Here is a 26517-nt window from a genome sequence, read left to right on the forward strand (position 1 = left end):
CCCGTCGTCGCGGCGGGGGAGTTTTATATCCTGATGTCGAACATCTGGTTCTTGATGATTAGCGAGTAAAGCTGGCAGTCGTTTTGCACATCCAGCTTTTCCATCGCCCGGATCTTGTGCGCACTGACTGTTTTGATGCTCAGGTGCATATGTTGAGCTATCTCCTTCAAATTTAATCCGTCACATATCAGACGCAGCACATCGATTTCCCGCGGCGAGAGTTTCTCAATATCTGTCATCTCATGACGAAAAAGCATATTTACCAGCTGGCTTTCGATATAGATCTCACCTTTAAGAACTGTTGCAATCGCCTGGCTCAAGGTTTTCTCGTTGATATCCCGCGACAAATACGATCTGACACCTTCCTTTAGCGCCTGACGAATAAACAAGGCGTTTGCATAGGGCGAGATCAGGATAATGCTGAGCGCAGGATAAGTCTGATGGAGCCATCTCAACAGCTTCAGACCGTCCATACCTGCGAGAGGAGGGCGATTAAAGCGGGTTGTCAGTGTATAGCTGAGGATAACGATATCGGGGTTATGCTGACCCAGAAGCGACAGAAGTTCTGCGGAAGAGGCGACTTCACCGGTCAGAACGCATCTCTGATTCATGCCTGAGGTGGGTAACGAGAGCGCTTGCATCATTGAGGATAAGCCGCGGCGAATCAACGAGGATTCTTCAGCAATAACGATTTTAATGTCCATAATGATGCGTCGTATTAACCCTTACATGATAATGGCGGGGTTGGAATCCCTCGCAAGATATATCGTTATTAAAATCCAGACTGTGAGAAAATAGCAGTAGCAACGAGAGTATTTTTAGCGGCGGCGGATATTGATTATTTCATTATGCTTAATCTTTACGGTTTTTGTATCCAGGTGTATCCTCGCGTTGCGAAATATAAAGGAATTGGATGTGGATTTTTCTTATTTAATTATAGAAAGGTCTTTCCCTCAGATTAGGCTGCTCTTATTCTTCCCGTTGCATGAGTCACAGATACTGAAAAAGGAGAAATGTCGATTCACAAAGGAACCGTGATTATCATGAAAAAAAGTGCCCTATCCCTTTTGATTTGTGCAGCAATATCATTTTCTGCTGCGGCAGAAAATCTGGTGCAAAATGAGCTTGCATATGACAATGCGACCTACACGGCAATTGTACTCAAGCTAAAACCCACTACCGGTTTGTTAAAAGCGACAAACAATAAAATTACCCTGAATGATCCTTCCCTTATCACCACAAATATGTTTCGGCCGACGAATTTGCGGAGTTCAAATCAGTCATCCGAGCTGACGGAACTCAATAAGCGTTATGGCTTTGACCGTTATCTGCGTATCGCGTTGCCGCAAGATAAACGTCAGGATAAAACCTACATTAACCATATTATTACTGAGCTGGAGCAGAATCAGAACGTAGAGTTTGTTTACCCGGAGGCCGAACCGGTGTCGCTGGATGAAAACGCCCTTACGCCGCAGGTTAAGTCTTCGGTAAATAATAATTTAACGTCTGCCGCCGTACCGGATTTTCGCAATAAGCAGGATTATCTCAAAGCACCTGATGTTAAGCGCGCCGGTTATTATATGGGGGGCGTAAACCGCGAAAGCGTAGATCACTATGCAGGCAGTGCGGGTGAAGGGGTGACGATTATTTCAACGGAGATTTATCCCTGGAATACCCACCACCTCAACTTACCGCCGATAAGCCTCAGCTCTGGAAAAACAACGTATGTTGAAAAGCAAGATCATGACACCGCTTCCGTCGGGATTATGGCAGCGAAAGATATTGGCACCGGTATTCGAGGGATAAGCTGGAAAAGCCGACTGGGGTACGCGGGCTCAGCGCATAATAACCTCTATAATTTAATTCCGCTGCTCAAAGCAGGCGATGTGGTGCAGATCGGGGTACACGTAGCGGGCGGTTATCCAGCGGGTTGTCAGAAGGATTGCTGGGTGGCAATGGAGTCCGAGCCCGCCTATTACGATGTGATTAAAGCGCTGACGGATAAAGGCGTTTACGTTATTGAGGCGGCAGGTAACGGGAACGTCAACCTCGATAGCCCAGGCTTCAAGGGAGAGTTTGACGTGAACGTGCGGGACTCCGGGGCTATCCTGGCGGGGGCGTTTTGTGCAAAAGACGGTAAAAAAGCGTCGTTCAGCACCTATGGTTCGCGCGTCACCAGCTCTGCATGGGGCTGCTGGGACGTAGTGAGCACAGGTTATGGCGATCTCTATAAAAATGGCGGTGTTAACGATTCTTATACCGCGACGTTTGCCGGAACCTCTTCCTCGAACCCGATTATTGCGGGTGTGGTAGCCAGCCTGTCAGGCATCGCCAAAGCCAACGGTATTACCGTGACACCGCGTCAGATGCGTCAGATCCTGGAGGAGACCGGTACGCCACTGGCCAACGGAGATTCGGCAAAAGTGGGTACTCAACCTGACATGGAGCGTGCGGTGGCCCGTATTATGGCGCTCAAAGACGGTAGCACGCCTGTCGCGCCGGCTCCAACGGCGGTGGCAGGCGCAGATTACGTCCTGGTTTCTCCGACCACGGGGGTGATCACCTACGCGCTGGACGGCAGTAAGAGCCTGAATGCCAGATCGTATAACTGGCGTGTGACGAAAGGGGCAGAAACCTTCTCGCTGGAGGCGACACTGAACGGCACGCTGGTGAAGAGCGTGGACAGCGCGCATGCCTATGCCGTCATTCCTGCTAACAGCGAGGGTGAAGCGACCTTTACGCTGACGACGACCGGCGCGGATGGGCGAACCGCGACGGACAGCATGACCATCACCGTCAGCAAACCGGCGGTACCGGCTAAGGATGACACCCCGGCAAAAGATGACACACCGGTAAATCCTGCGGCACCGGCCTATAACGCCAAAATCGCCTATCCAACCCGATGCACCAAAGTGTCTTACAACGGTAAAGTTTGGCTCAACCAGTGGTATGTCAACCCGGGACAAGAAACGCCGGGAAGCGGCGGCCAGTGGGGCGCATGGCGCGAACAGGGGACTCCCGATAACAGCTGTAAATAACCGTCACGGCCTGGCGTTATGCCAGGCCTTTTTTAGATCCGCAGCATCCCTTTTTCTTCCAGAAACGCAATTATTGTCGCCAGACCGTCACCCGCTTTCAGGTTGGTAAAGGTCCACGGACGCTCGCCGCGCATGCGGTTAGTGTCGCGTTCCATGACCTCCAGCGACGCTCCCACGTACGGCGCGAGGTCGGTTTTGTTGATCACCAGAAAATCGGATTTAGTGATCCCCGGCCCGCCCTTACGTGGGATTTTTTCCCCTTCGGCCACGTCGATGACGTAGATGGTGAGGTCCGCCAGCTCCGGGCTGAAGGTCGCGCTCAGGTTATCCCCGCCGCTTTCCACGAAGATCAGATCCAGATTGCCGAACTTCTCGCTCAACGCTTCCACCGCCGCCAGGTTCATTGAAGCATCTTCGCGGATGGCGGTGTGCGGACAGCCGCCCGTTTCCACCCCCACGATGCGCTCTGGCTCAAGCGCACCCGCCTCGGTCAGGATGCGCTGATCTTCTTTGGTGTAGATATCGTTAGTCACCACCGCAAGATGATAGGTGTCGCGCATCGCCTTGCAGAGCGCTTCCAGCAGGGCGGTTTTGCCCGACCCTACCGGGCCGCCTACGCCCACGCGCAGGGGATGTTTGTAATCAGCCATGTTGACTCCTCAGGAACGGAATAGTCGTGAATATTGGGTTTCGTGGCGCGCCGAGGCGATGGCGGACAGCGGCGTAGCGGCCCCCAGCACGTCGTCGCCACGTAAAAATGCCTGCTCAAACCCGGCAGCAAAATGGTCGCTCAGGTCGATAATCAGCTGTTGTGCGGCCTGCTGCCCAAACGGCACCAGCTTGACGCCCGCCATCACCGCGCTCTCAATCCAGCTGTAGCCGAGGCTCAGCGCCAGCTCGCGCGCGCTAATGCCCCAGCGCACGCCGAGCCACGCCATGCCGCCGAGCTGGCTTCGCATCAACAGCGGCAACCATTCTGGCGGGCAGGCGGGTTCCCAGCTTTTAATCAGGCGCGTAAAGGCCGCGCCACGGTTGCGTTCTTCATCGCGCAGCTCGCGCGTTTCCCGGCAGGCGAGCAGGTATGCCGTCCAGCGTTTTGCTGTCGCGACGTCCTGCTTCTCGCAGGCACGATACAGGCGGATAAACAGCGGCAGATCCACGCAGAAAAAGCTATGCTCCATCTGCTGGATCTGCCAGCGCCTGAAGGCCTCAGCGTCCGTGACCCACCCGGCCTCGACAGCCCACTCCAGCCCCTGCGACCAGGTAAACGATCCAACCGGCAGGCTACTGCTGGAGAGCTGCATCAGGCGCAGCCGCTGGCGGGCGTGCTCCATCAGCTCATCAGCGCCAGCAGGGCGGAGACGATCAGCCCGCCGCCGAAGGTTTTACGCAGGCCGTCGTGACGGCGCAGCAGCAGCCCTGCCGCGAAGCTGGCGCACAGCACCGTGGCGCTGGCTAACATAAACCCGCTGGTGAAGAGCCAGAAGCTGTGGCCGGACATCTCCACGCCGTGCGCCCAGCCGTGGAACATCGCCAGGGCTGGCACCGCCAGCAGCAGGCGATTTTCAGTCTTAAACATCATCACGCCGCAGACCGCCAGCGAGGCGATAATCAGCATTTCCATGCCGCTAAAGCCGCCGAGCAGGCTGCCCGCAACGGCGCCAGCAAGCATCATGCCGAGCGTCGCTAACGGCAGCAGCAGCTTGCGGCCGCTCAGGGCGGAGAGCACGCCAGCCCCCGTCAGCATCAGCAGGTGATCCAGCCCGGTCAGCGGATGGAGAAATCCGGCCTGGAAGCTGTCGGCCCCGTGGCCGGGATGGGCAAGCGCCGGAACGGAAAAGACCAGCAGAAACAGCGGTAAATACTTGCGCATGATGAGTCCTTAATGTGAATGAGCGTGGGAGTGGCTGTGGGCATCGCTGGTGTAAGCGCCCGCTTCCGGTTCAAACGGCAGGCTGGCGAAGGCCACCTCCAGACCGAACTGACGCAGCATGTCGTCGAGGACGTGGTCGTGGTGATAGCGCAGTTCGCCGGGCATGATTTGCAGCGGTACGTGACGATTGCCCAGGTGATAACAGGCGCGTGCGAGCAGGAATGGGTCGGCGCAGCGCACCACGGAAACCGACTCCGGGGCGGCGATCACTTCGATCACTTCGCTGCCATCGTCGGTAGTCAGCAGGTCGCCCCCGCGCAGCAGCAGGCCGCGCGGCAGCATTAGCCCGGCTTCACGGCCGTCGTTCAGCGCCACGCGGGCGCGGCTTTTTACCCGCACGTCAATCGGCAGCGTCACGCTGGCGGTGACGGGGTGCGCGTGGTCCAGGCGTTGGGTTAAATAGATCATCATCACTCCTCAAAACAGAAAATAGCGTTGCGCCATCGGCAAAACCTCTGCCGGTTCGCTGGTGATCAATTCGCCGTCGACGCGTACCTCATAGGTTTGCGCGTCAACGGTGATATTCGGCTGTAAATCGTTGTGGATCATGTCGGCCTTTTTCACCGACCGGCAGCCTCTCACCACCGCGGTGGCGCTTTGCAGTCCGAGCCGCTGCGGAATGCCGCTGGCATCAGCAGCCTGGGAGACAAACGTCAGCCGCGTGGCGTGGCGTGCGGCACCAAGGGCACCAAACATCGGGCGGTAATGCACCGGCTGCGGCGTGGGGATCGAGGCGTTGATGTCGCCCATCGGCGCGCAGGCGATCATCCCGCCTTTGACGATGGTGGCGGGTTTGACGCCAAAGAAGGCGGGGGACCAGACCACCAGATCCGCCAGCTTGCCCGCCTCAATAGAACCGACCTCATGGGCGATGCCGTGGGTCAGTGCCGGGTTGATGGTGTATTTGGCGACATAGCGCTTCACGCGGAAGTTGTCGTTATCGCCGGTCTCTTCCGGCAGTGCGCCGCGCTGCACCTTCATGCGGTGCGCCACCTGCCAGGTGCGGATAATCACTTCCCCCACGCGGCCCATGGCCTGTGAATCTGACGAGGTGAGCGAGAACGCGCCGATATCGTGCAGCACGTCTTCGGCGGCGATGGTCTCCCGGCGAATGCGGGATTCGGCAAACGCCACGTCCTCGGCGATATCCGGGTCGAGGTGATGGCAAACCATCAGCATGTCCAGGTGCTCGTCGATGGTGTTGACCGTGTAGGGCAGCGTCGGGTTGGTGGAGGAGGGAAGAATATTCGGGTGCGCGCAGGCGGTGATGATATCCGGCGCATGGCCGCCGCCCGCCCCTTCGGTGTGGAAGGTGTGGATGGTGCGCCCGGCGATGGCGGCCAGCGTGTCTTCGACAAAACCGGACTCGTTCAGCGTGTCGCTGTGCAGCGCCACCTGAATATCCATCTCTTCAGCGACCTCCAGCGAGCAGTTGATGGCCGCAGGCGTCGCGCCCCAGTCTTCGTGGATCTTAAGCCCGATGGCACCTGCCGCGATCTGCTCGCGCAGCGCGTCCGGGTTGGAGCCGTTCCCTTTACCGAGCAGGCCAATATTCACCGGCAGCGTATCGGCGGCCTGCAACATGCGGGCGATATACCACGGCCCCGGCGTGCAGGTGGTGGCGTTCGTACCTGCCGCGGGCCCGGTACCGCCGCCGATCATGGTGGTGACGCCAGACACCAGCGCCTCTTCCGCCTGTTGCGGACAGATCCAGTGGATGTGCGTGTCGATCCCGCCTGCGGTGACGATCTTCCCTTCGGCGGCGATCACCTCCGTTGCCGCGCCAATCGGGATCGTCACGCCGGGCTGAATGTCCGGGTTTCCGGCTTTGCCAACGGCGAAAATCCGCCCATTTTTTACGCCGATATCGGCCTTCACGATCCCCCAGTGATCGACGATCAGCGCGTTGGTGAGCACCAGATCCACACAGTCGTCGGCGGTCATCTGCCCCTGCCCCATGCCGTCGCGGATCACTTTTCCGCCGCCGAATTTAACCTCTTCGCCGTAGACCGTGAGATCGTCTTCTACTTCGATCCACAGCTCGCTGTCGGCCAGCCGTACTTTATCCCCGGTCGTGGGGCCGAACATATCGGCATACGCCTGGCGTGAAATCTCAGACATGTTTCACCTCACCCATGATCTCGCCGCGAAAACCGAAAATGCGCTGCGCGCCCGTCACCTGCACCAGCGTCACTTCCCGCTTCTGGCCGGGCTCGAAGCGCACAGCAGTGCCGGCAGGGATGTTCAGCCGGTAACCCCGGGTGGCCTCGCGATCGAACTTCAGCGCCGGGTTGACCTCGTAAAAGTGGTAGTGCGATCCCACCTGGATCGGCCTGTCGCCGTGGTTTTCCACGATCACACTTCGGGTTTCGCGCCCGACGTTGAGAGCAATGTTGCCGGACTGGATCCGGTATTCGCCTGGGATCATCACGCGCTCCTTACACGATCGGGTTGTGGACGGTGACAAGCTTGGATCCGTCCGGGAAGGTGGCTTCCACCTGAATATCCGGGATCATCTCCGGCACGCCCTCCATCACCTGATCGCGCGTCAGGACGTGACGGCCGGCTTCCATCAGCGAGGCGACGGTTTCGCCATCGCGCGCGCCTTCCATAATAAAGGCGCTGATCAGCGCGACCGATTCCGGGTAGTTGAGCTTTACCCCGCGCGCGAGGCGGCGTTCAGCAACCAGCGCGGCGGTGAACAGCAACAGCTTGTCTTTTTCTCTGGGAGTCAGTTCCATAGCGTTTCTCTTATGTCTGCCAGATGCGCGGCGAACAGGCGGTTTTGGAGGTTAGAAGCGGGCGAAGCGACTGCCAGATATCGCGCATCACCCGCTGACAAATCAGGTTGTCGTGGGAGAGAAAACGCACCGACAGCATATCGTCGGTGAGCGTGGCGCCCGCAAAAGTATCCAGCGGGGCGAGAAGCGCACGCACCGCGTCGAGATGTACTTCCCGGGCCGGATAGAACAGCAGCGTGCCGACCCACGGATGGTCCGCGACGGGCGTCAGATCGCCACCGCTGAGATGTAGTCGCTCAATCAGACGCGGCTCGCCATCCACCCACACCTCAAGGCGGTTCTCCAGCGTGCCGTGGCTGAAGGTTTCGTTTATCACCGGACGGCCCAGACAGTACAGCTCCCACGCCAGCAGCGTGCTGGTGGCGTGCAGGTGAAAGACGGAACGCAGCGCGGCGTTAGCGCCGGGGAAAATAATGGTGTCCTGCGGTAGCCACTCCAGCGTGGCCTCTTCGTCGAGGTAAAAATGCTGACTGAGGCAGGCCAGCGGGCCGCTGCTGCGATAGAACTTACTGGCGCCGGGCATGGTGATGAGGGCATGGCTTTTGGCGTCGAGCCGCACGGAAATATCCAGCGTATCCCCGCCCACAATTCCGCCTGGCGGGTGCAGCAGGTAAAGGTGGCAGGTTTCCCCTTCGGGATAAAACGGACGCTGAACGGTAAGCGGCCCGCTGTGACGCGCGGAATGGAGGAGGGTTTTCTCAGGGGCATGACAAAACTGGAGGGCAAGCGAGGCCTGCCAGCCTTTGTATGAATTATCAGTGACCTGAGTTGCTAACATGGTGCTTCCATTTCCACACTATCGGGATACGTTTCAGTATGCCCTGGCGGAAATGAAGGCTGTCATATGAGTCGCTTATGGATAAAAAAACCGGCTCATGTGAGCCGGTTTCAGTAATGCAGGCCGGGTAAGCGCAGCGCCACCCGGCAAGAAAGGCTAGCGATAATCCTCTGCATCCACATCATACCCCGACGGCTCCCAGCGGATCGCCAGCAGCGACGCCAGACCGATAAACGGCGCCAGCGCAATCACCCAGAACACGGCGGTATCCAGCGAGGCGACCAGCAGCGGGAACAGAAACAGTGACAGCGTTGAACTGCTGCGCATCAGCGTCTGGTTAAGCCCCACACCCACGCCGCGCAGTGAGGTCGGGTAGCTCAGGGAGGCAAACGTCATGGTGTGCGCACCGGGTCCAAACCCCTGACCAAACAGAAACAGCGCCAGCATCGCGACGGCGACCATGCCTTCCGTGGCCCCGTCAGGGCGGCCAATCAGCGCCAGGCCGAGCAGCGCCGCCAGCTGGCACGCGTAACCCGCCAGTGACATCCGCCACGCGCCGAAGCGCGGAACATAGCGCACCGCCAGCAGCCCGCCGACAAACGCGAACAGCAGATTAAGCGCCAGCGAGATCAGAATGGTAGTCAGCATCGACTGCACAAAGAAGCTGGAGATGATCACCGGCAGGCCAAAGGCTACGGCGTTATAGGCGAACGAGGAGACGACCGACAGCAGCGTGGCGAGCGTGGTACGCCGCAGATAGATACCGCGGAACAGGTTCAGGTAGTTCGACCATTTTGCCTTGTTCACGACAGGCGCGGGCTGGTCGAGCACATCCTGCGGTACGTGGGCATTAATGTTGTAAGACTGCCGCAGGATGGACGCCGCCTCCTTCAGATTGCCCTGATTCGCCGCCCAGACCGGGGATTCGCTCATATAGCGGCTGCGGATGGCGATAATCACCAGCGCGGGCACCGCGCCAAAGCCAAGGATCAGGCGCCAGAGCCAGTCGCTGTGGCTTTCCGGCAGCACGGCGTAAAAGAAGAGCACCAGAAGATAAGAGATGCTGATGGCCGCATACCAGGTGGGGCACCACATTGCGACGCTGGAGGCTTTATTTCCCGGGCCTTTCAGCCTGGCGAACTCGCTGAGAAACGCCATCGCGACGGGAAGGTCGATCCCCACGCCAAGACCCATCACAAAGCGCGCGCCCGCCAGCACATATTCGTTCGAGGCCAGCGCACAGGCGATGGCGGCGATGACAAAGAATACCATGTCGGCCATAAAGACGCGGTAACGCCCGATTTTATCCGTGAGATAGCCGCCGAGCAGCGCCCCGATAATCGCGCCAAACGTAATGGCTGAAGCCACCATGCCGGTACCGGCGGGGGTCAGATTAAATTCGCGGGTAATGTCTTTGATGCCGAACGCCAGCGCGCCGAGATCGTAGGCATCGAGGAAAATTCCCCCGAGCGCGATACCGACCACGATGCGGGCATTGGCCCGGCCCTGAGAGCCGTCATTAACGAGACGTGAAACGTCCGATGCGCTGCGTACCCACCTGATGTCGCCATCCGGGGTATTTCCTGCCGCTGGAAGGGGAGTTGAATCTGTGATTTCTGCCATTTTCTTTTTGTGTGGTTGTGTTGTGTCTCTAACAGTTACCACAGGCAGAAGGTGACAAAAATCACATTTGGTTATAAGGCATAACGAACGGTTTACTGAGCGTCTTTCTTTTTACGCCTGAGCTTCGTCCAGATCTTCGTTTCCTGACGACGCCACAGGCGCTGAATGTTGTCGTGATGGCGCAACAGGATCAGACACGAGAGCATCGACACCGGGAAGGTAAACTGCGGTTTAAACCACCAGACATAGAACGGGGCGATCAGTGCGCTGACGATGGCGCCCAGCGACGAATAACCGCTCAGCAGGATGGTCAGCAGCCAGGTGCCCGCCATCACGCCGGTGAGATCCCAGCCGATCGGCGCAATCGCGCCAAACGCGGTGGCCACGCCTTTACCGCCTTTAAAACCAAAGAAAACAGGCCAGATGTGGCCGACGCAGGCGGCGATGGCAATCAGCCCCAGCCAGAAGGGGGTGACGCCGAGCGCATACGCGCCCCAGACGGGAAGCATTCCTTTCAGAACATCAAAAATCAAAACCGCTACGGCTGCTCCCTTGCCGCCAATTCGTAGTACATTGGTCGCCCCCGGATTCCCGGAACCACTTTCACGCGGGTCAGGCAACCCGGCGATGCGGCAGACCAGAATGGCGCTGGAGATTGAGCCGCAAAGGTAGGCGAGGATAATCATTCCAGGCGCGATTGCACTCATAACGCTGTTCCGTTTTGAAAATGTATCTGTATTCTCAGCATCTGTGGATAATACGCATAATTCGCCGGAAGTGGTATCCGGTTTAGCCAAAAAGCAGGCAGGTCGTGATGGATATTGTATTTATAGAGCAACTTTCGGTAATCACCACAATTGGTGTTTACGACTGGGAACAGACCATCGAGCAGAAACTGGTGTTCGATATCGAAATGGGCTGGGACAACCGCAAGTCAGCGAAAAGCGATGATGTGAATGACTGTCTGAGCTACGCCGACATCAGTGAAACGGTCATCGGCCATGTGGAAGGGCAACGATTTGCGCTGGTAGAACGCGTGGCGGAAGAGGTGGCAGACCTGCTGCTGAGCAAATTTAACTCCCCGTGGGTGCGCATTAAGCTAAGCAAGCCGGGAGCGGTGGCGCGCGCCGCCAATGTGGGCGTGATTATCGAGCGTGGCACAAATCTGAAAGGAAAGATTTAACGTCATAATAGCTAAACCATTTTAGGTTATATCGGTCTTAAAGCTGTATCTTTCACGGTTGTCCGCGTGGGACACCGTTTTTTTATATCTTTTTAGGGGTTTATAGATGAGCGATATGCACTCGCTGCTGGTGGCGGCAATACTGGGTGTGGTCGAAGGATTGACGGAGTTTTTGCCGGTGTCCAGTACGGGCCATATGATTATCGTTGGCCATCTCCTGGGCTTTGAAGGCGATACCGCAAAGACGTTTGAGGTGGTGATCCAGCTGGGCTCTATCCTGGCGGTAGTCGTGATGTTCTGGCGTCGTCTGTTCGGACTGATCGGCATCCACTTCGGGCGTTTGCCGCAGCGTGAAGGAGAGGGCAAAGGGCGCCTGACGCTGATTCATATTCTGCTCGGGATGATCCCGGCGGTGGTGCTGGGGCTGGTGTTCCACGACACCATTAAATCGCTCTTCAACCCGATTAACGTGATGTACGCGCTGGTGGTCGGCGGCTTCCTGCTGATTGCCGCCGAAGTGCTGAAGCCAAAAACCCCGCGTGCGGAAGGTCTGGACGATATGACGTATCGTCAGGCGTTTATGATTGGCTGCTTCCAGTGTCTGGCGCTGTGGCCGGGCTTCTCCCGTTCAGGGGCAACCATTTCCGGCGGGATGCTGATGGGCGTGAGCCGTTACGCGGCGTCTGAGTTCTCGTTCCTGCTGGCGGTGCCGATGATGATGGGCGCCACCGCGCTGGATCTCTACAAAAGCATCGGCTTCCTGACCGTCGGCGACATTCCGATGTTCGCCGTGGGCTTTATCACCGCCTTTATTGTGGCGCTGATCGCCATCAAAACCTTCCTGCAACTGATTAAGCGTATCTCGTTTATTCCGTTCGCGATTTACCGCTTTATCGTCGCGGCTGCCGTGTACGTGGTCTTCTTCTGATGACCGACCGCCCTCAGTCTTTCGGCTGAGGGCAACGTTTTTCCTTCCACGCTGCAACTGCATCAATCCGCCGCTTCGTCAGCTCTTCGCGGATCGCCGGGCCTTTAAACCCTGCCTCCACCACCTCTTTTGTTGGCACCGCTTTCGCTACGTCCCACGCCTCACGCAGCAAACGACCCTGCGGATAATCGGACGCTTCAAACCCGGTGCGGCCGCGCACGTCGGCTTCGCTGGTCAGCGCAATTTGCTCCACGCGCTGCGGCTTGCGCCAGGCGTCGATGTTATCGAACAGCCTGACGATGGTGGCGGGTTTCAGGATCGGGAAGGTGTGGATCAGGTCGTGGAACTCGGCCACCAGTTTTGCCAGATCGCGAATGTCATTCGGCACGCGCAGGCGCTGGCAAAGCCCTTCAACCAGCTTCACGCCAGCCGGACCGTGCCCGTGATGGCGTGGCCACAACGCCTTTGGCGTTAACCCTTTGCCGAGGTCATGGCAGAGGGTGGAAAAGCGCACGTCCACTTCAGGACTGAGCATAGCGGCCATGCTCAGCGTCATCAGGGTGTGAATGCCGGTATCAATTTCCGGGTGCCATTTCGCCGGGGCGGGCACGCCAAACAGCGCGTCTATTTCCGGGAACAGCACTTTCAGCGCCCCGCAGTCGCGCAGTACCTGGAAAAAGACCTGCGGATTACGGGTAGTCAGGGCGTTTTCGGTCTCTTTCCAGACGCGTTCTGGCGTCAGGTGTTCCAGCTCGCCCGCGTCGGTCATGGCGGTCATCAGCGCCATCGTCTCGTCGGCGATACGGAAGCTGAGATGGGCATAACGGGCGGCAAAACGCGCCACGCGCAGTACGCGTAACGGATCTTCAGAAAAGGCGGGGGAAATATGGCGTAAAAGACGGTCGCGCAGATCGTTCTGGCCGCCGTAGACGTCGATAATATGGCCGTTTTCATCCTGCGCCAGGGCGTTAATGGTGAGATCGCGGCGCAGTAAGTCCTGCTCCAGCGTCACATCCGGCGCGGCATAGCAGGTGAAGCCGGTATAACCGGAACCGGATTTCCGTTCGGTACGCGCCAGGGCGTACTCTTCCCGGCTTTTCGGATGGAGGAACACAGGAAAATCGCGGCCTACCTGCTGGTAGCCCGCGTCAATCATCGCTTCGGGCGTGGCACCGACCACGACCCAGTCTTTATCTTTGACCGGCAGACCTAATAACGCATCACGTACCGCACCACCGACCAGATAACTCTTCACGCCAACACTCCCGTTTTCTCTTTTCGCAAGATGATACGTAAGTGTGGCAGAGAAGACGAGTTAGTTCATCCAGCGGTCTTTACGTTTACGGCTCGGGATAAGGTGAGGAAGCACCAGACCCAGCACCAGACCGACGCCCAGCACCCCGCCGCCATACATAAACCACTGCATGATGATGGTGCGTTGTTTGTCATCCAGCTGGAGATTCGCGGCGTTCACTTTCTTCTGCGCGACGATGAGCTCATTTTTCAGCTTCTGATTTTCGTCTTTCAGACCGGCGATCACGCTGTCGCTTTGCGCCACTTTCTGCTGCATCTCTGCGGTGCGCTGATTCCAGGTGCCGTCAATGTTGTTCAGCTTGTCGGTCAGGGTTTTCACCTGATTTTCCAGATCCGGCACGCGGGTGCGCAGGCTTGGCACCGTGCTCAGCTCTTTCAGCGGGATCCATGAGGTGCGGCCAGAGCTGTCACGAACCTGACCGTAATTGGTGTCTGCATTGGTTTGCAGCAGAGTCACTTCCTCGCCGGCATTTACCGTACCCACGAGGCGATAATTGTCTCCAGGGCCGCTGCGTACCCAGGTATTCAGTTCATCAGAAACGTAACGTTTCTCTTCAGCGTGGACCGCGGTTGCGGCGCTAAAAGCGAGTAAAGTAAGTCCAATCAGGCGTAATTTAAGCATATCAGTCGTTATTTTCATAAAAAGTGGAACGATAGTAGTGGGATCAGTGTCGCTACGCAAAGGATTCATCATCAATCGGAATCATCTGTGTCATGATTTCCACCGCTTTAAACTTTTACGCCCGTCAAATTGCTCATTGCGTGGCAATTTGGCGCAAAATACTATGTACTGACAAACAAATGGCGAGGAAGTTCGCCTTCATCGACGCGTCTGTGACGCACGCAAAAGTACAAGGCTATGGCACAAGAGATCGAATTAAAGTTTATCGTCGAAAAAGACAGCGCTGACGCGCTCCGCCAGCATCTGAATACGCTGTCCGGCGAGCACCATGAACCCGTACAGCTGCTCAACATCTATTACGAAACGCCGGACAACTGGCTGCGCAACCACGATATGGGCCTGCGCATCCGGGGTGCGAACGGGCGCTACGAGATGACGATGAAAATCGCCGGTCGCGTGGTGGGCGGTTTGCACCAGCGTCCGGAATACAATATCGACATCAGTAAGCCAGAACTTGAGCTGGATCGTTTTCCGGCGGAAGTGTGGCCGGAAGGGACGCTGCCCGCAATGCTGTCGGCAGAGGCGCAACCGCTGTTCAGCACCGATTTCTGGCGCGAAAAATGGCTGGTGACGGAAGGCAAGAGCCGCATTGAGATCGCGTTTGATCGGGGTGAAATTAAGGCGGGTGAAGAGCAGGAGCCGATCTGCGAACTGGAACTCGAACTGCTGGAAGGCGAGGCGAGCGACGTGCTGAAGCTGGCGCGCAAGCTGGTGAACCAGCCTGGCCTGCGTCAGGGCAGCCTGAGTAAAGCGGCGCGCGGCTATCACCTGGCCGCCGGGAATGCGCCGCGCGTGCTGCGAGAAACCCCGATTCTGCGCGTTGTGCCGAAAGCCTCCGTTGAGCAGGGCATGGAAGCGGCGCTGGAGCTGGCGCTCTCTCAGTGGCAGTACCACGAGGAGCTGTGGGCGCGTAACGTGAAAAATGCCAAAAAACAGGTGCTGGCCGCTATGGGGCTGGTGCGTCATACCCTGACGCTCTTTGGCGGCATCGTACCGCGTAAAGCCAGCACTCACTTACGTGATTTGCTCACTCAAACCGAAACGCTGATGCTTTCCGACGTGTCGGCACAAACGGCGATCTACAGCCCGCAAAACGCCAGCGCGAAACTGGCGCTGACCGAGTTTCTGGTGACGCGCGGCTGGCGCACGTTCCTCGATGCGAAAGGGCAGACCAAAATCGCGGAAAACTTCAAACGTTTTGCGGATATCCACCTCTCCCGTCATGCGGCCGAGCTGAGAACCACCTTTGCGCATCCGCTGGGTGACCAGTATGGCGATCAGCTTCCCCGCCTGGCGCGTAACATCGACAGCATGTTGCTGCTGTCGGGTGCGTATGAGGGCGTGAAGGCGCAGGCCTGGCTGGAGAACTGGCAGGGGCTGAAGCATGCCATCGAGACCCGTCAGCAGATCGAGATCGAGCATTTCCGCAACGAGGCCATTTCGCAGGATCCGTACTGGCTGCACAGCGGAAAACGTTAATTCTGGCAAGGAACCCCTGATATGCCGCTTTCTTCGCAGTTACAGCAGCACTGGCAGACCGTTTGCGAACGCCTGCCTGAGTCGTTACCCGCGTCATCGTTAAGCGAGCAGGCGAAAAGCGTGCTCACGTTCAGTGATTTTGTGCAGGAGAGCGTCAGCGCCAACCCGGACTGGCTGGCAGAGCTGGAAAGCGCGCCGCCGCAGGCTGACGAGTGGCGGCATTATGCTGGCTGGCTGCAAACCGCGCTGGCAGAGGTGGCAGATGAAGCCACGCTGATGCGCGTTCTGCGTCAGTTCCGCCGCCGGGTGATGGTACGCATTGCCTGGGCGCAGGCGCTGGAGCTGGTGAGCGAAGAGAGCACCTTGCAGCAGTTGAGCGAGCTGGCGCAGACGCTGATTGTCGCCGCGCGGGACTGGCTCTACGCCGCCTGCTGTAAAGAGTGGGGCACGCCGTGCAGCGAAGACGGGGTTCCGCAACCGCTGTTGATTCTGGGGATGGGCAAGCTGGGCGGCTGCGAGCTGAACTTCTCCTCAGACATCGACCTGATTTTTGCCTGGCCGGAGAACGGCTCCACGCGCGGCGGTCGTCGCGAGCTGGACAACGCCCAGTTCTTTACTCGCCTGGGGCAGCGGCTGATTAAGACGCTGGATCAGCCCACCCAGGATGGTTTTGTCTACCGCGTGGATATGCGTTTGCGTCCGTTTGGCGACAGCGGTCCGCTGGTGCTGAGCTTTGCCGCGCTGGAAGATTATTACCAGGAGCAGGGTCGCGACTGGGAGCGTTACGCGATGGTCAAAGCGCGGATCATGGGCGACAGCGACGATGCCTGGGCCAACGAGCTGCGCGCCATGCTGCGCCCGTTTGTGTTCCGCCGCTACATCGACTTCAGCGTGATCCAGTCCCTGCGAAATATGAAAGGGATGATTGCCCGCGAGGTGCGTCGCCGTGGCCTGAAGGACAACATCAAGCTCGGCGCGGGCGGTATTCGTGAGATCGAATTTATCGTCCAGGTCTTCCAGCTGATACGCGGTGGGCGTGAACCTTCTCTGCAATCCCGCTCGCTGCTGCCGACCCTGAGCGCTATCGAGCAGCTGCATCTGCTGCCGGAAGGCGATGCGCAAACGCTGCGTGACTCTTATCTCTTCCTGCGTCGTCTGGAAAATTTGCTGCAAAGTATCAACGACGAACAGACCCAGACGTTACCGGGCGACGAGCTGAACCGGGCGCGTCTGGCCTGGGGGATGCGGGTGGATGACTGGGCGGCGCTGACGGAACGGCTGGAAGCGCATATGGCGGGCGTGCGCCGCATCTTTAACGATCTGATCGGCGACGATGAAAGCGAATCGCAGGACGATGCGCTCTCCGAGCACTGGCGCGAGCTGTGGCAGGACGCACTCCAGGAAGATGACACCACGCCGGTGCTGGCGCACTTAAGCGACGATGCCCGCCATCGCGTGGTGGCGCTGATTGCCGATTTCCGCTTCGAACTGAACAAACGCGCCATTGGCCCGCGCGGTCGTCAGGTGCTGGATCATCTTATGCCTCATCTGCTGAGCGATGTCTGCTCCCGCGAGGATGCGCCGGTGCCGCTGTCGCGCATGATGCCGCTGCTGAGCGGGATCGTCACGCGTACCACTTACCTTGAACTGTTAAGCGAGTTTCCCGGCGCGCTGAAGCACCTGATTTCTCTCTGCGCCGCCTCGCCGATGGTGGCGAACAAGCTGGCGCGTTATCCGCTGCTGCTGGACGAACTGCTCGACCCGAATACGCTCTATCAGCCGACGGCGACGGATGCCTACCGCGACGAGCTGCGTCAGTATCTGCTGCGCGTACCGGAAGAGGACGAAGAGCAACAGCTTGAGGCGCTGCGTCAGTTTAAGCAGGCGCAGATGCTGCGCGTGGCGGCGGCAGATATCGCCGGTACCCTGCCGGTAATGAAAGTGAGCGATCACTTAACCTGGCTGGCGGAAGCGATCATCGACGCGGTTGTCCATCAGGCGTGGGTGCAGATGGTAGCCCGCTACGGGCAGCCGAAGCACCTTGCAGAGCGTGAAGGCCGCGGTTTTGCGGTGGTGGGTTACGGCAAGCTGGGCGGCTGGGAGCTGGGCTACAGCTCCGATCTGGATCTGATTTTCCTCCACGACTGCCCGGCAGACGTCATGACCGACGGCGAGCGTGAAATTGACGGGCGGCAGTTCTACCTGCGCCTGGCCCAGCGCATCATGCACCTGTTCAGCACCCGCACCTCATCCGGCATTCTGTATGAAGTGGATGCGCGTCTGCGCCCGTCCGGTGCGGCAGGCATGCTGGTCACCTCCACGGAGGCTTTCGCCGACTATCAGAAGAACGAAGCCTGGACGTGGGAGCATCAGGCGCTGGTGCGCGCCCGCGTGGTGTATGGCGATCCGCAGCTCAAAACGCAGTTCGATGCGATCCGCAAGGCGGTCATGACGACCCCGCGCGAAGGCAGTACGCTGCAAACCGAAGTGCGGGAAATGCGGGAAAAAATGCGCGCGCACCTTGGCAACAAACATCGCGATCGCTTTGATATCAAAGCCGATGAAGGCGGCATTACCGATATTGAGTTTATCACTCAGTACCTGGTGCTGCTGCACGCACACGATAAGCCGAAGCTGACCCGCTGGTCGGATAACGTGCGCATACTGGAACTGCTGGCGCAGAACGACATTATGGACGAGCAGGAGGCGCAGGCATTAACTCGCGCCTACACCACGCTGCGTGATGAGTTGCACCATCTGGCCTTACAGGAACAGCCGGGCCATGTGGCGCTGGACTGTTTCACCGATGAACGCGCGCAGGTGACCACAAGCTGGCAGAAGTGGCTGGTGGAACCGTGCGTAACAAAACAAGTGTGATATTATCGCGCGCAAATTGTGAATCTTTCTGGAGTCAGGAATGAAAGTAACACTGCCAGAGTTTGAACGTGCTGGAGTTATGGTTGTCGGTGATGTGATGCTGGATCGCTACTGGTATGGGCCGACCAGCCGTATCTCTCCGGAAGCGCCGGTGCCGGTAGTTAAGGTCGACACCATTGAAGAGCGTCCAGGCGGCGCGGCAAACGTGGCGATGAACATAGCTTCGCTGGGCGCGCATTCGCGTCTGGTGGGCCTGACCGGCATTGACGATGCGGCGCGTGCCCTGAGTCAGTCGCTGGCGGACGTGAACGTGAAGTGCGACTTCGTTTCTGTTCCGACACACCCAACCATCACCAAGCTGCGCGTGCTGTCGCGTAACCAGCAGCTGATCCGCCTTGATTTCGAAGAAGGATTCGAAGGCGTTGATCCTGAGCCGCTGCACGAGCGTATTAGCCAGGCGCTGGGCAATATCGGCGCGCTGGTGCTGTCTGATTATGCCAAAGGCGCGCTGGCGAGCGTGCAGACCATGATCCAGCTGGCGCGTAAAGCCAGCGTACCGGTACTGATCGACCCGAAAGGCACCGATTTTGAGCGCTATCGCGGCGCAACCCTGCTGACGCCAAACCTCTCTGAATTCGAAGCGGTGGCGGGCAAGTGCAAAACTGAAGAAGAGCTGGTTGAGCGCGGCATGAAAATCATCGCTGATTTCGAGCTGTCTGCGCTGCTGGTGACCCGTTCCGAGCAGGGCATGACGCTGCTGCAACCGGGCAAGGCGCCGCTGCATATGCCAACTCAGGCGCAGGAAGTGTACGACGTGACCGGTGCCGGTGATACGGTGATTGGCGTGCTGGCGGCGACGCTGGCGGCGGGGAACTCCCTGGAAGAAGCGTGCTACTTCGCAAACGCCGCGGCGGGCGTGGTCGTTGGTAAACTCGGGACCTCCACCGTTTCGCCAATCGAGCTGGAAAACGCGGTGCGCGGGCGTGCGGATACCGGCTTTGGCGTCATGACCGAAGAGGAGCTGAAAGTGGCCGTCGCCGCCGCGCGCAAACGCGGTGAAAAAGTGGTGATGACCAACGGCGTGTTCGACATCCTGCATGCGGGTCATGTGTCGTATCTGGCGAATGCGCGCAAGCTGGGCGATCGCCTGATTGTGGCGGTCAACAGCGATGCCTCAACCAAACGTCTGAAGGGTGAAACGCGTCCGGTGAACCCGCTGGAGCAGCGCATGATCGTGCTCGGCGCGCTGGAAGCGGTGGACTGGGTGGTCTCATTTGAAGAAGATACCCCGCAGCGCCTGATTGCCGGGATCCTGCCTGACCTGCTGGTGAAGGGCGGCGATTACAAACCAGAGCAAATCGCAGGTAGCGAAGAGGTCTGGGCGAATGGCGGTGAAGTGATGGTGCTCAACTTTGAGGACGGGTGTTCAACCACCAACATCATTAAGAAGATCCAGAAAGACAGTCAGTAAAAAACGGGCCAACAGGCCCGTTCGTTTTTCACCCTCTCCCTGTGGGAGAGGGCTGGGGTGAGGGCATCAGACCGCACTTATGCCTGGTCATCCACCGGTGGAATAGCTGGCGCTGGCTTCACTTCTTCCGGCGCATTGCGGTTTTCCAGCTCGGTCAAACGTTGCTCCAGCAGCGCCAGCTTCTCGCGGGTGCGCAGCAGCACCTGCGTCTGCACGTCAAACTCTTCGCGGCTGACTAAATCAAGGCGAACCAACTGTGCCTGCAACGTCTGGCGGATTTTCTTCTCAACGTCATCACCAAACTCACGAATACCTTTCGGCATGGACTCATGAACCTGACGCGCGATCTGCTCAATTTTCTTTGGGTCAATCATTGTCGTTTCCCTTGATGAAAAGGTGTTAGTGCCTATTGTAGCGTGTCATGCCGCGGGTTAAACAAAATTGTTTGAAGCTTATGCATTGCCCAGGGTAATCAATAGCGTTATAGTTATCTCGCTTATTCTCAGGGCGGGGCGAAATTCCCCACCGGCGGTAAATCAGCTTAACGCTGAAAGCCCGCGAGCGCTTTGGGTGAATTCTCAAAGGTCAGCAGATCCGGTGTAATTCCGGGGCCGACGGTTAGAGTCCGGATGGGAGAGAGTAACGATCCAGTCGGGCAAGGCCCGCTCACGTTATTTTTTTGCCGCTAGTACGGCGCTCCTAAGACTGCCCTGATTCTGGTAACCATAAAGTTAATGAGGTTTTTTTACCATGAATCAGACGCTACTTTCCTCTTTTGGCACTTCAACTCAACGTGTTGAACATGCACTGGATGCACTGCGCGAAGGCCGCGGTGTGATGGTGCTTGACGATGAAAACCGTGAAAACGAAGGCGACATGATTTTTGCCGCCGAGAACATGACCGTTGAGCAGATGGCGCTGACCATCCGTCACGGTAGCGGCATCGTATGCCTGTGCATCACCGAAGACCGTCGCAAGCAGCTTGATCTGCCGATGATGGTTGAAAACAACACCAGCGCCTTTGGTACCGGCTTCACCGTGACCATTGAAGCGGCGCATGGCGTAACCACCGGTGTGTCGGCGGCTGACCGCCTGACTACCGTGCGTGCAGCGATTGCTGATGGTGCGAAACCATCCGATCTGCACCGCCCTGGTCACGTCTTCCCGCTGCGCGCGCAGCCGGGCGGCGTGCTGACCCGTGGTGGTCATACCGAAGCGACCATCGATCTGGTGACGCTGGCTGGCTTCAAACCCGCAGGCGTGCTGTGCGAACTGACCAACGATGATGGCACCATGGCGCGCGCGCCGGAGTGCATCACCTTTGCGCGTCTGCACAATATGCCAGTGGTGACGATTGAAGATCTGGTTGAGTACCGCCGCGCGCACGAGCGCAAAGCCAGCTGAACATGCTGATGTGAAAAAGCCGGGGAAACCCGGCTTTGTTGTTTCTAGTGGTAGTTAATTTTGAACAGTACCACGGTTTCAAACGGCCCGGACTGAATCGCTTTCCCTTCCTCCCGTGAAAGTTCAGCCGTGTAGTTTTGCTCAACATTCATCTTATCGCCCGTAAAATCGGCGTACTCCTTGTACTGGTTGAAGGTGTAAGGCTCCGTTCCGTTAAGAATACGCAGCTTTAACCCATTCCCTATCAGTACTGCGGTGTCGTCTGCACTGAGCGTTTCGGTTGTGTAAAACGACGAGTCCATCTTAAATCCGTCCGAGCACTGGGCATCCTGCACTTTGGTGGTTCGTATTGAAAATGTGCGCATACGCGTCTGCTGATTCACAATGTCACGCGCGCTGAAGGTGCCGAAGTCGATCTCCTGATTTTCAGGGAAAATGCTAAACGTCGCCCCGCAATCAAGCACCGTAATGTTTTGCAGCCCGTTGATGTGATACTTGAGGTTCTTCGCGTCGGCCATCTGATTAACGCCGCCCTTGCCGTCAAACTGTACAACGATGTAATCGCTGAGCGAACTGACATAGCCATGCGGCGGCATAGCCTTAATTCTCACGAAAAGTCGTAATCGGGCGACGAACGTGCGTGAAATATGGATATCATCCGGATTGCCGGAGCAGATGCGATTCTCCCAACCCATCTGGCGGATTTGATCCGGGGTGTAAATGTTGATGTTATCGTTGTCCAGGCACTGGCGGGTATCCACGCCGTTGGGCTGGCCTGTGGCATCGTAATCTATGCCTTCATAGGTGACGCCCAGTTCATAATAGGGATCGGTTGCGGCAGGATAAGGGTTTACCCACGCAAAGACATCTTCCGGCTGAAAATTGCTCGTGACGTTGTTGTCGCAGGTCACCGGAATTTTAATGTCATCAGACTCCCATATTTTTTGGCCAACCTGAGCGTTGCTGGGTATGGCAAAAGGGGAGATCGTTTTTGTCTCCTCGACGGGGCCGCCCGATCCACCCAGATAGCAGTTGAGCGCCAGCGCGTCTTTCAAAGGTAGCGCTGAAAGCAGCAGGGTAACCAGCAAACTAGCGAGCTTTCGCATCTTTATCGATTTTCCGTTCGGTAAGTTTACATAGCGCCGTTCCGGTGCACTGCACGTCGACTTTTTTTAGGGCGCCGTAATCGTCGATATAGCCGATGCTGTAATAACTACCGTGGTAATCGCCGGTAGCGGCGGTTGCCGTGGCGAAAGGCGCAATCATCAGACTGTCGAAACCCGGCAGCATGGTTTTGGCATTTTTGCTCAGCCACGCCAGCGTGATGTAGTACGGCGTAGGGTTGTGGACCGTGAGCCCTTTCGCGCTGGCGGTAATTTCCATTCGCATTTCAGTCAGTTCGCCAGATTTTTTGCGAATCGCTTCCGGACGCCAGAACAGCTTAATTCGGCTCTGCATGGCAACCTGCATCACGCTGCGCTCCTCGCTGGCGCTGGTGCTTTTTGGCGGTACTTCACGCAGGTTGAAATAAAACAGCGATTCCCTGTCTTTTGGCAGCTGGCGGGTAGCGGCTTGTTTAACAATTCTTACCTGCGACGAGGCGCCCGCTTCGATACGTTGAATGGGGGGAAGCGCCATAAAGTGCGCATCTTCTTTTTGCCCCTTTTCATTTTCAATCCAGGAGAGCGCCAGATAAGGCAGCGCCTTGCTCTGATTGTCCACTTTCAGGCTGCTGGCCTTGTCGCTTTCAGGAAAAACAATGCGCGTGCGGTCCAGGTTAATGGCCGCGTGGGCGGTAAATGCTGTGCTGATTAGCATCAGGCACAGGCTTTTAATCGGCGTTAATTTCATGATGATTTCTTACTGACACGGCAGTATCAACTGCATGCTGTTTTCTAAGTGAGAAGGTAACGAGAAGCGACACTGTTGGTTGTCGCCCCATGTCACGCGAAACTGCTGTTCTGGCTCAACGGCGCCTAGCCAGACGTGGCCTTCATCGGCCACCATCCCAACCTGCAAATCGCTTTCTTCCAGGCGAACAATCGCCCCGAGCGGTGGCGTTCCTGATGGCATCCGCAGAACGCCTGCCACGTCCTTACCTGCGCGCGTGGCAATCTGACGATAACCAATGGCCCCTTCAGTCCAGGTTGAGGTCACGACGCGGCTGTCCACGTCCACGCCATCCGGAAGGTTGTTCATATTGACCTGCACGCTGGAGGGGGAATAGCTGGAGAATGACGGTAAAACGCCGATGCCAAAACGGTTGGTTTCATCGCGTGACATGTTCAGCGGGATATTGCCTACCCCGTCGGTGCTGACCATTACGCGGGGTTCATTACCGTAGCTGCGCCGGTGTAGCGCGGCGCCTTTCGCCGTTGAGGTGAAGGAACCGCTCCAGCTCGCGCTGAGGGAGTTATATTCGTCAGCTTTATAGCTGCCGGAGAGATTGAGATCGCCGTACGCAGAATAATGCTGATAACTCCCGCTGACCTGCGCGCCGGAGTCTGGCTTCCCGCTTTCCGCGCCTGCGGAAACGCCCCAGGTGTTATTGCGATCCGACGTGTCATACCACGACACGTTATGGCTCAGCGTGTCGCTGTTACGCAGGTCATAGTTAAGTCGATGATCGGGATCGAGCGGTACGCTGAGCGAGAGATAAAACTGAGTATCGTCACTTTCGTCATCCTCGTCGTAATGCGTTTTACTCCAGGACAGGGTTACGCCAAGGTTCTTCCAGCGGCCCATATCAAAGTTGTAGCCCGCCGTGATGCTGCCGGTCGTGGAGGGTGAATCATTCCACCATGTCTGGCGCAGCATATTGACGTACAGGTTCAGGGATAACGCCGAAATGTACTGGCTTGCCGTCACGCTCAGGGTTTGTTTTTCCGACTGGCGTTCACCGTCGTCATAATCAAGGTAGCAGGCGTAGCTCAAAAACTGTGGGTCTGAGTAGCGGTAGCTGGCGAGCGTAAGCTGACTGCCGGTGGTATCGAAACGCTTGCTGTAGTTAATGCGATAGCTGTAACCCGTCTGGCTGCGCTGGTGTGGCAGCTGGCTGGTGGCCTGCGTGACGTCAAAAGAGAGTGCCCCCAGCCAGGCCATATTCTGGCCGATCCCGGCAGCGACGGAACGATAACGGTCGCCATCGGCCAGCGTGCCGCCATACAGAGAGGTGTGCGACAGCATGCCCCAGGAAAATTCGCCGCTCATGAAGGCGTTATCTTCAACATCATGGGAGGCGCCCTGGCGCGCTTTACCCGCCGCGAGCTTATAGCGCACCTGGCCCTTGCGCGTTAAAAACGGCACGGATTCAGCCGAGACCTGGAAGGTGCTGACGCGTCCGTCCTCTTCCGTGACTTTAACGTCCAGCGTGCCCTGAACCGACTGGTTAAGATCCTGAATAACAAAAGGACCTGGCGGCACTTTACTCTGGTAAATCACGCGGTCGGCAAGGCTTACGGTCACCGTGGCGTTGGTTTGCGCTATCCCGGTAATCTGCGGGGCATAGCCGCGCAGCGACCATGGCAGCATACGTTCATCGCTGATTAGCGATGCGCCGGTGTAGGTGAAGGCGTCAAAAATGGCGGACTGGAAATCCGTTTCACCCAGCGTCAGTTTCGCACCGATCGAGGGCAGAGGGCGGAACATATATACGCGTGAAAAACGTCCATCATGCTCCGAGCCTGCGTCCGTATGGCTTTGCGTGTACTGGTAATCGCTGCGTAGCCGCCACGCGCCCATGTTCGCACCGGCGGTGCCATAGGTATTGGCGTTGTCATTGCTGCCGCCGCTATTGGGCTGATAATGGCTGGCAAAAAGATTGTAATCCAGCAGTACGCCCGGCACGCCGTTGTCCCAGGTGGATGGCGGCATCCAGTCAACCGCACGGTATTGCAGCCACGCCTGGGGGATCGTTACTTTCAGGGTCTGGCTGCCTTGCTCAAAAGTAAATTTGATGTCGGGTCTGGCGGCGAAATCAACGCATCCCTCTTTTTCCGGCAAGGCGTGACGAACGTCATCCTGCAATGCGAATGTGTCGGCCAGCTCGGGGGGAATACAGACCTGAACGGCGTTATTTATTTCTCGCCAGCGAAGCTGCCAGCCATTTGCCAGCGGAATATCATTGACGGCAACCGTAACGAAATAGCTCCCCGGCGTAACCGATATTTGATCTTTAAAAAGTGATAAATCGACGCTGCCGCGCTGATCTTTATCGATGGCGTTTATATTAAATTCAGTGGCAGAGGCAACTTTCGTCATTAACAGGGACGCAATGATGATTATCCATTGTAATTTGTATGTCATCATCCTGTTACTCGAATAAATAAAGAGTGCCGACCGGCTTGGATTGCCAGTCGGCTGATACCGTGACGTAACGGAATTATTTGTACATCAGGACGTAGTTAGCCGTGGCTTCAACCTGGCCTGCCGTCGCAGTTTTACCTGTAGGGACTTCCATAACCGCTTTGAAATGCAGCGTCTGGGTGGTTGAACCCGCCAGCAGATCAAGCTCTTGTTGCTGCCCAAGCGTGATGTTACCTTCCGCGTTATCCAGCAGACGGACGCCCACGTTCTGCGCACCGCTTGCAAAGGTGTTGCTCATCAGGCTGGTATCGGTCGCATCTGTCGCTGCGCTGGTGAAGGTCACATCCACTTTAGTAATTGGCGTGTCGGTTTCGTCTGCCGGATCGTCAAGCTGGCAGTTTTCCAGATTGATATCGACCGGAACCGGCGTGGATTTTTTGTTGGCGTTGATAACGGCCGTAGTCACTTCACCCAGGTCGACTTCTTTATCAACGCTGTCTGGAGCGATGCTGCACGGTGCGTCAATAACCACGCCTTTGAATTTGATTTTGCCTGAGCCTTGATCATCAGCAAAAGCAGAACCCGATACAATGGCAGCCATAGCTGCCGCTAACAATAATTTCTTACCCATATACATGAAAATATCCTTTTTCAGAGTGATTCGTAATGTGAATATTAATTTCAGAATACTCGAAAAGTAT

The 26517-nt window shown here is 57.3% G+C and carries 25 protein-coding genes and 1 riboswitch; of the genes, 7 read left to right on the forward strand and 18 right to left on the reverse strand.

Translation table 11 applies throughout. The annotated features are described in order from the left end of the window. Positions 1–23: 23 nt before the first annotated feature. A complete protein-coding gene (locus RHN82_RS12870) occupies positions 24–704 on the reverse strand; it encodes a response regulator transcription factor (protein ID WP_047051963.1) in 681 nt (226 codons plus the stop codon). 558 nt (positions 705–1262) lie between these two features. Here RHN82_RS12870 and RHN82_RS12875 point away from each other — a divergent pair. Further along, on the forward strand, positions 1263–3038 hold the full coding sequence (locus tag RHN82_RS12875) for a S8 family serine peptidase (protein ID WP_224213917.1): 1776 nt from the start codon (positions 1263–1265) through the stop codon (positions 3036–3038). Between the two features lie 32 nt (positions 3039–3070). Here RHN82_RS12875 and ureG read toward each other — a convergent pair whose 3' ends face one another. The 10 genes from ureG to plsY all read right to left on the reverse strand — a co-directional run bounded on the left by ureG (position 3071) and on the right by plsY (position 10880). After that, entirely contained in the window at positions 3071–3688 is a 618-nt protein-coding gene (gene ureG / locus RHN82_RS12880) for an urease accessory protein UreG (protein ID WP_003862566.1), read from the reverse strand. 9 nt (positions 3689–3697) lie between these two features. Continuing rightward, entirely contained in the window at positions 3698–4372 is a 675-nt protein-coding gene (locus RHN82_RS12885; protein WP_047051965.1) for an urease accessory protein UreF, read from the reverse strand. Then, positions 4372–4911 (reverse strand): HupE/UreJ family protein, encoded by a 540-nt coding sequence (locus tag RHN82_RS12890; RefSeq protein ID WP_047051967.1) that lies wholly within the window; start codon positions 4909–4911, stop codon positions 4372–4374. The genes RHN82_RS12885 and RHN82_RS12890 overlap by 1 nt, the downstream gene beginning before the upstream one ends. A 9-nt stretch (positions 4912–4920) precedes the next feature. Further along, a complete protein-coding gene (gene ureE, locus RHN82_RS12895) occupies positions 4921–5379 on the reverse strand; it encodes an urease accessory protein UreE (protein ID WP_047051969.1) in 459 nt (152 codons plus the stop codon). 9 nt (positions 5380–5388) lie between these two features. Next, positions 5389–7092, reverse strand: a complete 1704-nt coding sequence (gene ureC, locus RHN82_RS12900; protein ID WP_047051970.1) for an urease subunit alpha — start codon at positions 7090–7092, stop codon at positions 5389–5391. Then, positions 7085–7399: an urease subunit beta gene (locus RHN82_RS12905; protein WP_047051972.1), complete on the reverse strand. Its 315-nt coding sequence runs from the start codon at positions 7397–7399 to the stop codon at positions 7085–7087. The genes ureC and RHN82_RS12905 overlap by 8 nt, the downstream gene beginning before the upstream one ends. Positions 7400–7409: 10 nt before the next feature. Continuing rightward, positions 7410–7712, reverse strand: coding sequence for an urease subunit gamma (locus RHN82_RS12910; RefSeq protein ID WP_003862556.1), 303 nt, complete (start codon positions 7710–7712; stop codon positions 7410–7412). A gap of 10 nt (positions 7713–7722) precedes the next feature. Continuing rightward, positions 7723–8550 carry an urease accessory protein UreD gene (locus RHN82_RS12915; protein ID WP_047051973.1) on the reverse strand — a complete coding sequence of 276 codons (828 nt, stop codon included), beginning with the start codon at positions 8548–8550 and terminating at the stop codon, positions 7723–7725. Between the two features lie 156 nt (positions 8551–8706). Next, entirely contained in the window at positions 8707–10173 is a 1467-nt protein-coding gene (locus RHN82_RS12920; protein WP_047051976.1) for an MFS transporter, read from the reverse strand. Positions 10174–10265: 92 nt separating this feature from the next. Further along, the gene (plsY, locus tag RHN82_RS12925) at positions 10266–10880 is read right to left on the reverse strand and encodes a glycerol-3-phosphate 1-O-acyltransferase PlsY (protein ID WP_003862548.1); all 615 of its coding nucleotides are present in this window, start codon (positions 10878–10880) and stop codon (positions 10266–10268) included. A 107-nt stretch (positions 10881–10987) separates the two neighbouring features. Between plsY and folB the strand changes: the two genes are divergently transcribed. Together folB and bacA are read left to right on the forward strand one after the other, a co-directional pair. Then, positions 10988–11356 (forward strand): bifunctional dihydroneopterin aldolase/7,8-dihydroneopterin epimerase, encoded by a 369-nt coding sequence (folB, locus tag RHN82_RS12930; RefSeq protein WP_003862547.1) that lies wholly within the window; start codon positions 10988–10990, stop codon positions 11354–11356. Positions 11357–11462: 106 nt separating this feature from the next. Continuing rightward, positions 11463–12284, forward strand: coding sequence for an undecaprenyl-diphosphate phosphatase (gene bacA / locus RHN82_RS12935; RefSeq protein WP_003862545.1), 822 nt, complete (start codon positions 11463–11465; stop codon positions 12282–12284). A gap of 13 nt (positions 12285–12297) precedes the next feature. Here the strand turns inward: bacA and RHN82_RS12940 are convergent, their stop codons facing one another. Both RHN82_RS12940 and RHN82_RS12945 read right to left on the reverse strand, forming a co-directional pair. After that, positions 12298–13539 carry a multifunctional CCA addition/repair protein gene (locus tag RHN82_RS12940; RefSeq protein WP_045141807.1) on the reverse strand — a complete coding sequence of 414 codons (1242 nt, stop codon included), beginning with the start codon at positions 13537–13539 and terminating at the stop codon, positions 12298–12300. A 60-nt stretch (positions 13540–13599) separates the two neighbouring features. Beyond that, positions 13600–14220 (reverse strand): TIGR04211 family SH3 domain-containing protein, encoded by a 621-nt coding sequence (locus RHN82_RS12945; RefSeq protein ID WP_001303390.1) that lies wholly within the window; start codon positions 14218–14220, stop codon positions 13600–13602. Positions 14221–14457: 237 nt separating this feature from the next. Here RHN82_RS12945 and RHN82_RS12950 point away from each other — a divergent pair, with 237 nt between their 5' ends. From RHN82_RS12950 to hldE, 3 genes are read left to right on the forward strand one after another with little or no spacing between them, the layout of a single operon-like run. Next, positions 14458–15759 carry an inorganic triphosphatase gene (locus tag RHN82_RS12950; protein ID WP_047051980.1) on the forward strand — a complete coding sequence of 434 codons (1302 nt, stop codon included), beginning with the start codon at positions 14458–14460 and terminating at the stop codon, positions 15757–15759. A 21-nt stretch (positions 15760–15780) separates the two neighbouring features. Continuing rightward, positions 15781–18636 carry a bifunctional [glutamate--ammonia ligase]-adenylyl-L-tyrosine phosphorylase/[glutamate--ammonia-ligase] adenylyltransferase gene (gene glnE / locus RHN82_RS12955; RefSeq protein ID WP_047051983.1) on the forward strand — a complete coding sequence of 952 codons (2856 nt, stop codon included), beginning with the start codon at positions 15781–15783 and terminating at the stop codon, positions 18634–18636. Positions 18637–18676: 40 nt separating this feature from the next. Next, entirely contained in the window at positions 18677–20107 is a 1431-nt protein-coding gene (gene hldE, locus RHN82_RS12960) for a bifunctional D-glycero-beta-D-manno-heptose-7-phosphate kinase/D-glycero-beta-D-manno-heptose 1-phosphate adenylyltransferase HldE (protein WP_032672014.1), read from the forward strand. 77 nt (positions 20108–20184) lie between these two features. Here hldE and ubiK read toward each other — a convergent pair whose 3' ends face one another. Next, positions 20185–20481, reverse strand: coding sequence for a ubiquinone biosynthesis accessory factor UbiK (gene ubiK, locus RHN82_RS12965; RefSeq protein WP_003862539.1), 297 nt, complete (start codon positions 20479–20481; stop codon positions 20185–20187). A 120-nt stretch (positions 20482–20601) separates the two neighbouring features. After that, positions 20602–20752, forward strand: a riboswitch (FMN riboswitch). 105 nt (positions 20753–20857) lie between these two features. On the opposite strand from ubiK, the gene ribB reads away from it, so the two are divergent. Then, the gene (ribB, locus tag RHN82_RS12970; RefSeq protein WP_015571897.1) at positions 20858–21511 is read left to right on the forward strand and encodes a 3,4-dihydroxy-2-butanone-4-phosphate synthase; all 654 of its coding nucleotides are present in this window, start codon (positions 20858–20860) and stop codon (positions 21509–21511) included. A 44-nt stretch (positions 21512–21555) separates the two neighbouring features. Here the strand turns inward: ribB and RHN82_RS12975 are convergent, their stop codons facing one another. From RHN82_RS12975 to RHN82_RS12990, 4 genes are all read right to left on the reverse strand, one after another. Beyond that, entirely contained in the window at positions 21556–22617 is a 1062-nt protein-coding gene (locus RHN82_RS12975; protein ID WP_047051986.1) for a fimbrial protein, read from the reverse strand. Then, positions 22601–23362 carry a molecular chaperone gene (locus tag RHN82_RS12980; RefSeq protein WP_047051988.1) on the reverse strand — a complete coding sequence of 254 codons (762 nt, stop codon included), beginning with the start codon at positions 23360–23362 and terminating at the stop codon, positions 22601–22603. Before RHN82_RS12980 ends, RHN82_RS12975 begins: the two co-directional genes overlap by 17 nt. 9 nt (positions 23363–23371) lie before the next feature. Next, positions 23372–25816 (reverse strand): fimbria/pilus outer membrane usher protein, encoded by a 2445-nt coding sequence (locus tag RHN82_RS12985; protein WP_047051989.1) that lies wholly within the window; start codon positions 25814–25816, stop codon positions 23372–23374. 76 nt (positions 25817–25892) lie between these two features. Next, entirely contained in the window at positions 25893–26453 is a 561-nt protein-coding gene (locus RHN82_RS12990) for a fimbrial protein (RefSeq protein ID WP_047051992.1), read from the reverse strand. Between the last annotated feature and the right edge of the window lie 64 nt (positions 26454–26517).

The organism is Enterobacter cloacae complex sp. EB5 (genome assembly GCF_031432835.1).
Taxonomy (GTDB): Bacteria; Pseudomonadota; Gammaproteobacteria; order Enterobacterales; family Enterobacteriaceae; genus Enterobacter; species Enterobacter hormaechei_C.

Bases quoted from the DNA above. Each gene is read 5' to 3' on its own strand.
- RHN82_RS12905 (WP_047051972.1), bottom strand. From the start codon at position 7,399: ATGATCCCAGGCGAATACCGGATCCAGTCCGGCAACATTGCTCTCAAC.
- RHN82_RS12985 (WP_047051989.1), bottom strand. From the start codon at position 25,816: ATGACATACAAATTACAATGGATAATCATCATTGCGTCCCTGTTAATG.
- glnE (WP_047051983.1), top strand. From the start codon at position 15,781: ATGCCGCTTTCTTCGCAGTTACAGCAGCACTGGCAGACCGTTTGCGAA.
- ureE (WP_047051969.1), bottom strand. From the start codon at position 5,379: ATGATCTATTTAACCCAACGCCTGGACCACGCGCACCCCGTCACCGCC.
- ureC (WP_047051970.1), bottom strand. From the start codon at position 7,092: ATGTCTGAGATTTCACGCCAGGCGTATGCCGATATGTTCGGCCCCACG.
- folB (WP_003862547.1), top strand. From the start codon at position 10,988: ATGGATATTGTATTTATAGAGCAACTTTCGGTAATCACCACAATTGGT.
- RHN82_RS12975 (WP_047051986.1), bottom strand. From the start codon at position 22,617: ATGCGAAAGCTCGCTAGTTTGCTGGTTACCCTGCTGCTTTCAGCGCTA.
- RHN82_RS12870 (WP_047051963.1), bottom strand. From the start codon at position 704: ATGGACATTAAAATCGTTATTGCTGAAGAATCCTCGTTGATTCGCCGC.
- RHN82_RS12920 (WP_047051976.1), bottom strand. From the start codon at position 10,173: ATGGCAGAAATCACAGATTCAACTCCCCTTCCAGCGGCAGGAAATACC.
- RHN82_RS12980 (WP_047051988.1), bottom strand. From the start codon at position 23,362: ATGAAATTAACGCCGATTAAAAGCCTGTGCCTGATGCTAATCAGCACA.
- plsY (WP_003862548.1), bottom strand. From the start codon at position 10,880: ATGAGTGCAATCGCGCCTGGAATGATTATCCTCGCCTACCTTTGCGGC.
- hldE (WP_032672014.1), top strand. From the start codon at position 18,677: ATGAAAGTAACACTGCCAGAGTTTGAACGTGCTGGAGTTATGGTTGTC.
- ureG (WP_003862566.1), bottom strand. From the start codon at position 3,688: ATGGCTGATTACAAACATCCCCTGCGCGTGGGCGTAGGCGGCCCGGTA.
- RHN82_RS12990 (WP_047051992.1), bottom strand. From the start codon at position 26,453: ATGTATATGGGTAAGAAATTATTGTTAGCGGCAGCTATGGCTGCCATT.
- RHN82_RS12945 (WP_001303390.1), bottom strand. From the start codon at position 14,220: ATGCTTAAATTACGCCTGATTGGACTTACTTTACTCGCTTTTAGCGCC.
- ribB (WP_015571897.1), top strand. From the start codon at position 20,858: ATGAATCAGACGCTACTTTCCTCTTTTGGCACTTCAACTCAACGTGTT.
- RHN82_RS12890 (WP_047051967.1), bottom strand. From the start codon at position 4,911: ATGCGCAAGTATTTACCGCTGTTTCTGCTGGTCTTTTCCGTTCCGGCG.
- ubiK (WP_003862539.1), bottom strand. From the start codon at position 20,481: ATGATTGACCCAAAGAAAATTGAGCAGATCGCGCGTCAGGTTCATGAG.
- RHN82_RS12950 (WP_047051980.1), top strand. From the start codon at position 14,458: ATGGCACAAGAGATCGAATTAAAGTTTATCGTCGAAAAAGACAGCGCT.
- RHN82_RS12910 (WP_003862556.1), bottom strand. From the start codon at position 7,712: ATGGAACTGACTCCCAGAGAAAAAGACAAGCTGTTGCTGTTCACCGCC.
- RHN82_RS12885 (WP_047051965.1), bottom strand. From the start codon at position 4,372: ATGGAGCACGCCCGCCAGCGGCTGCGCCTGATGCAGCTCTCCAGCAGT.
- bacA (WP_003862545.1), top strand. From the start codon at position 11,463: ATGAGCGATATGCACTCGCTGCTGGTGGCGGCAATACTGGGTGTGGTC.
- RHN82_RS12915 (WP_047051973.1), bottom strand. From the start codon at position 8,550: ATGTTAGCAACTCAGGTCACTGATAATTCATACAAAGGCTGGCAGGCC.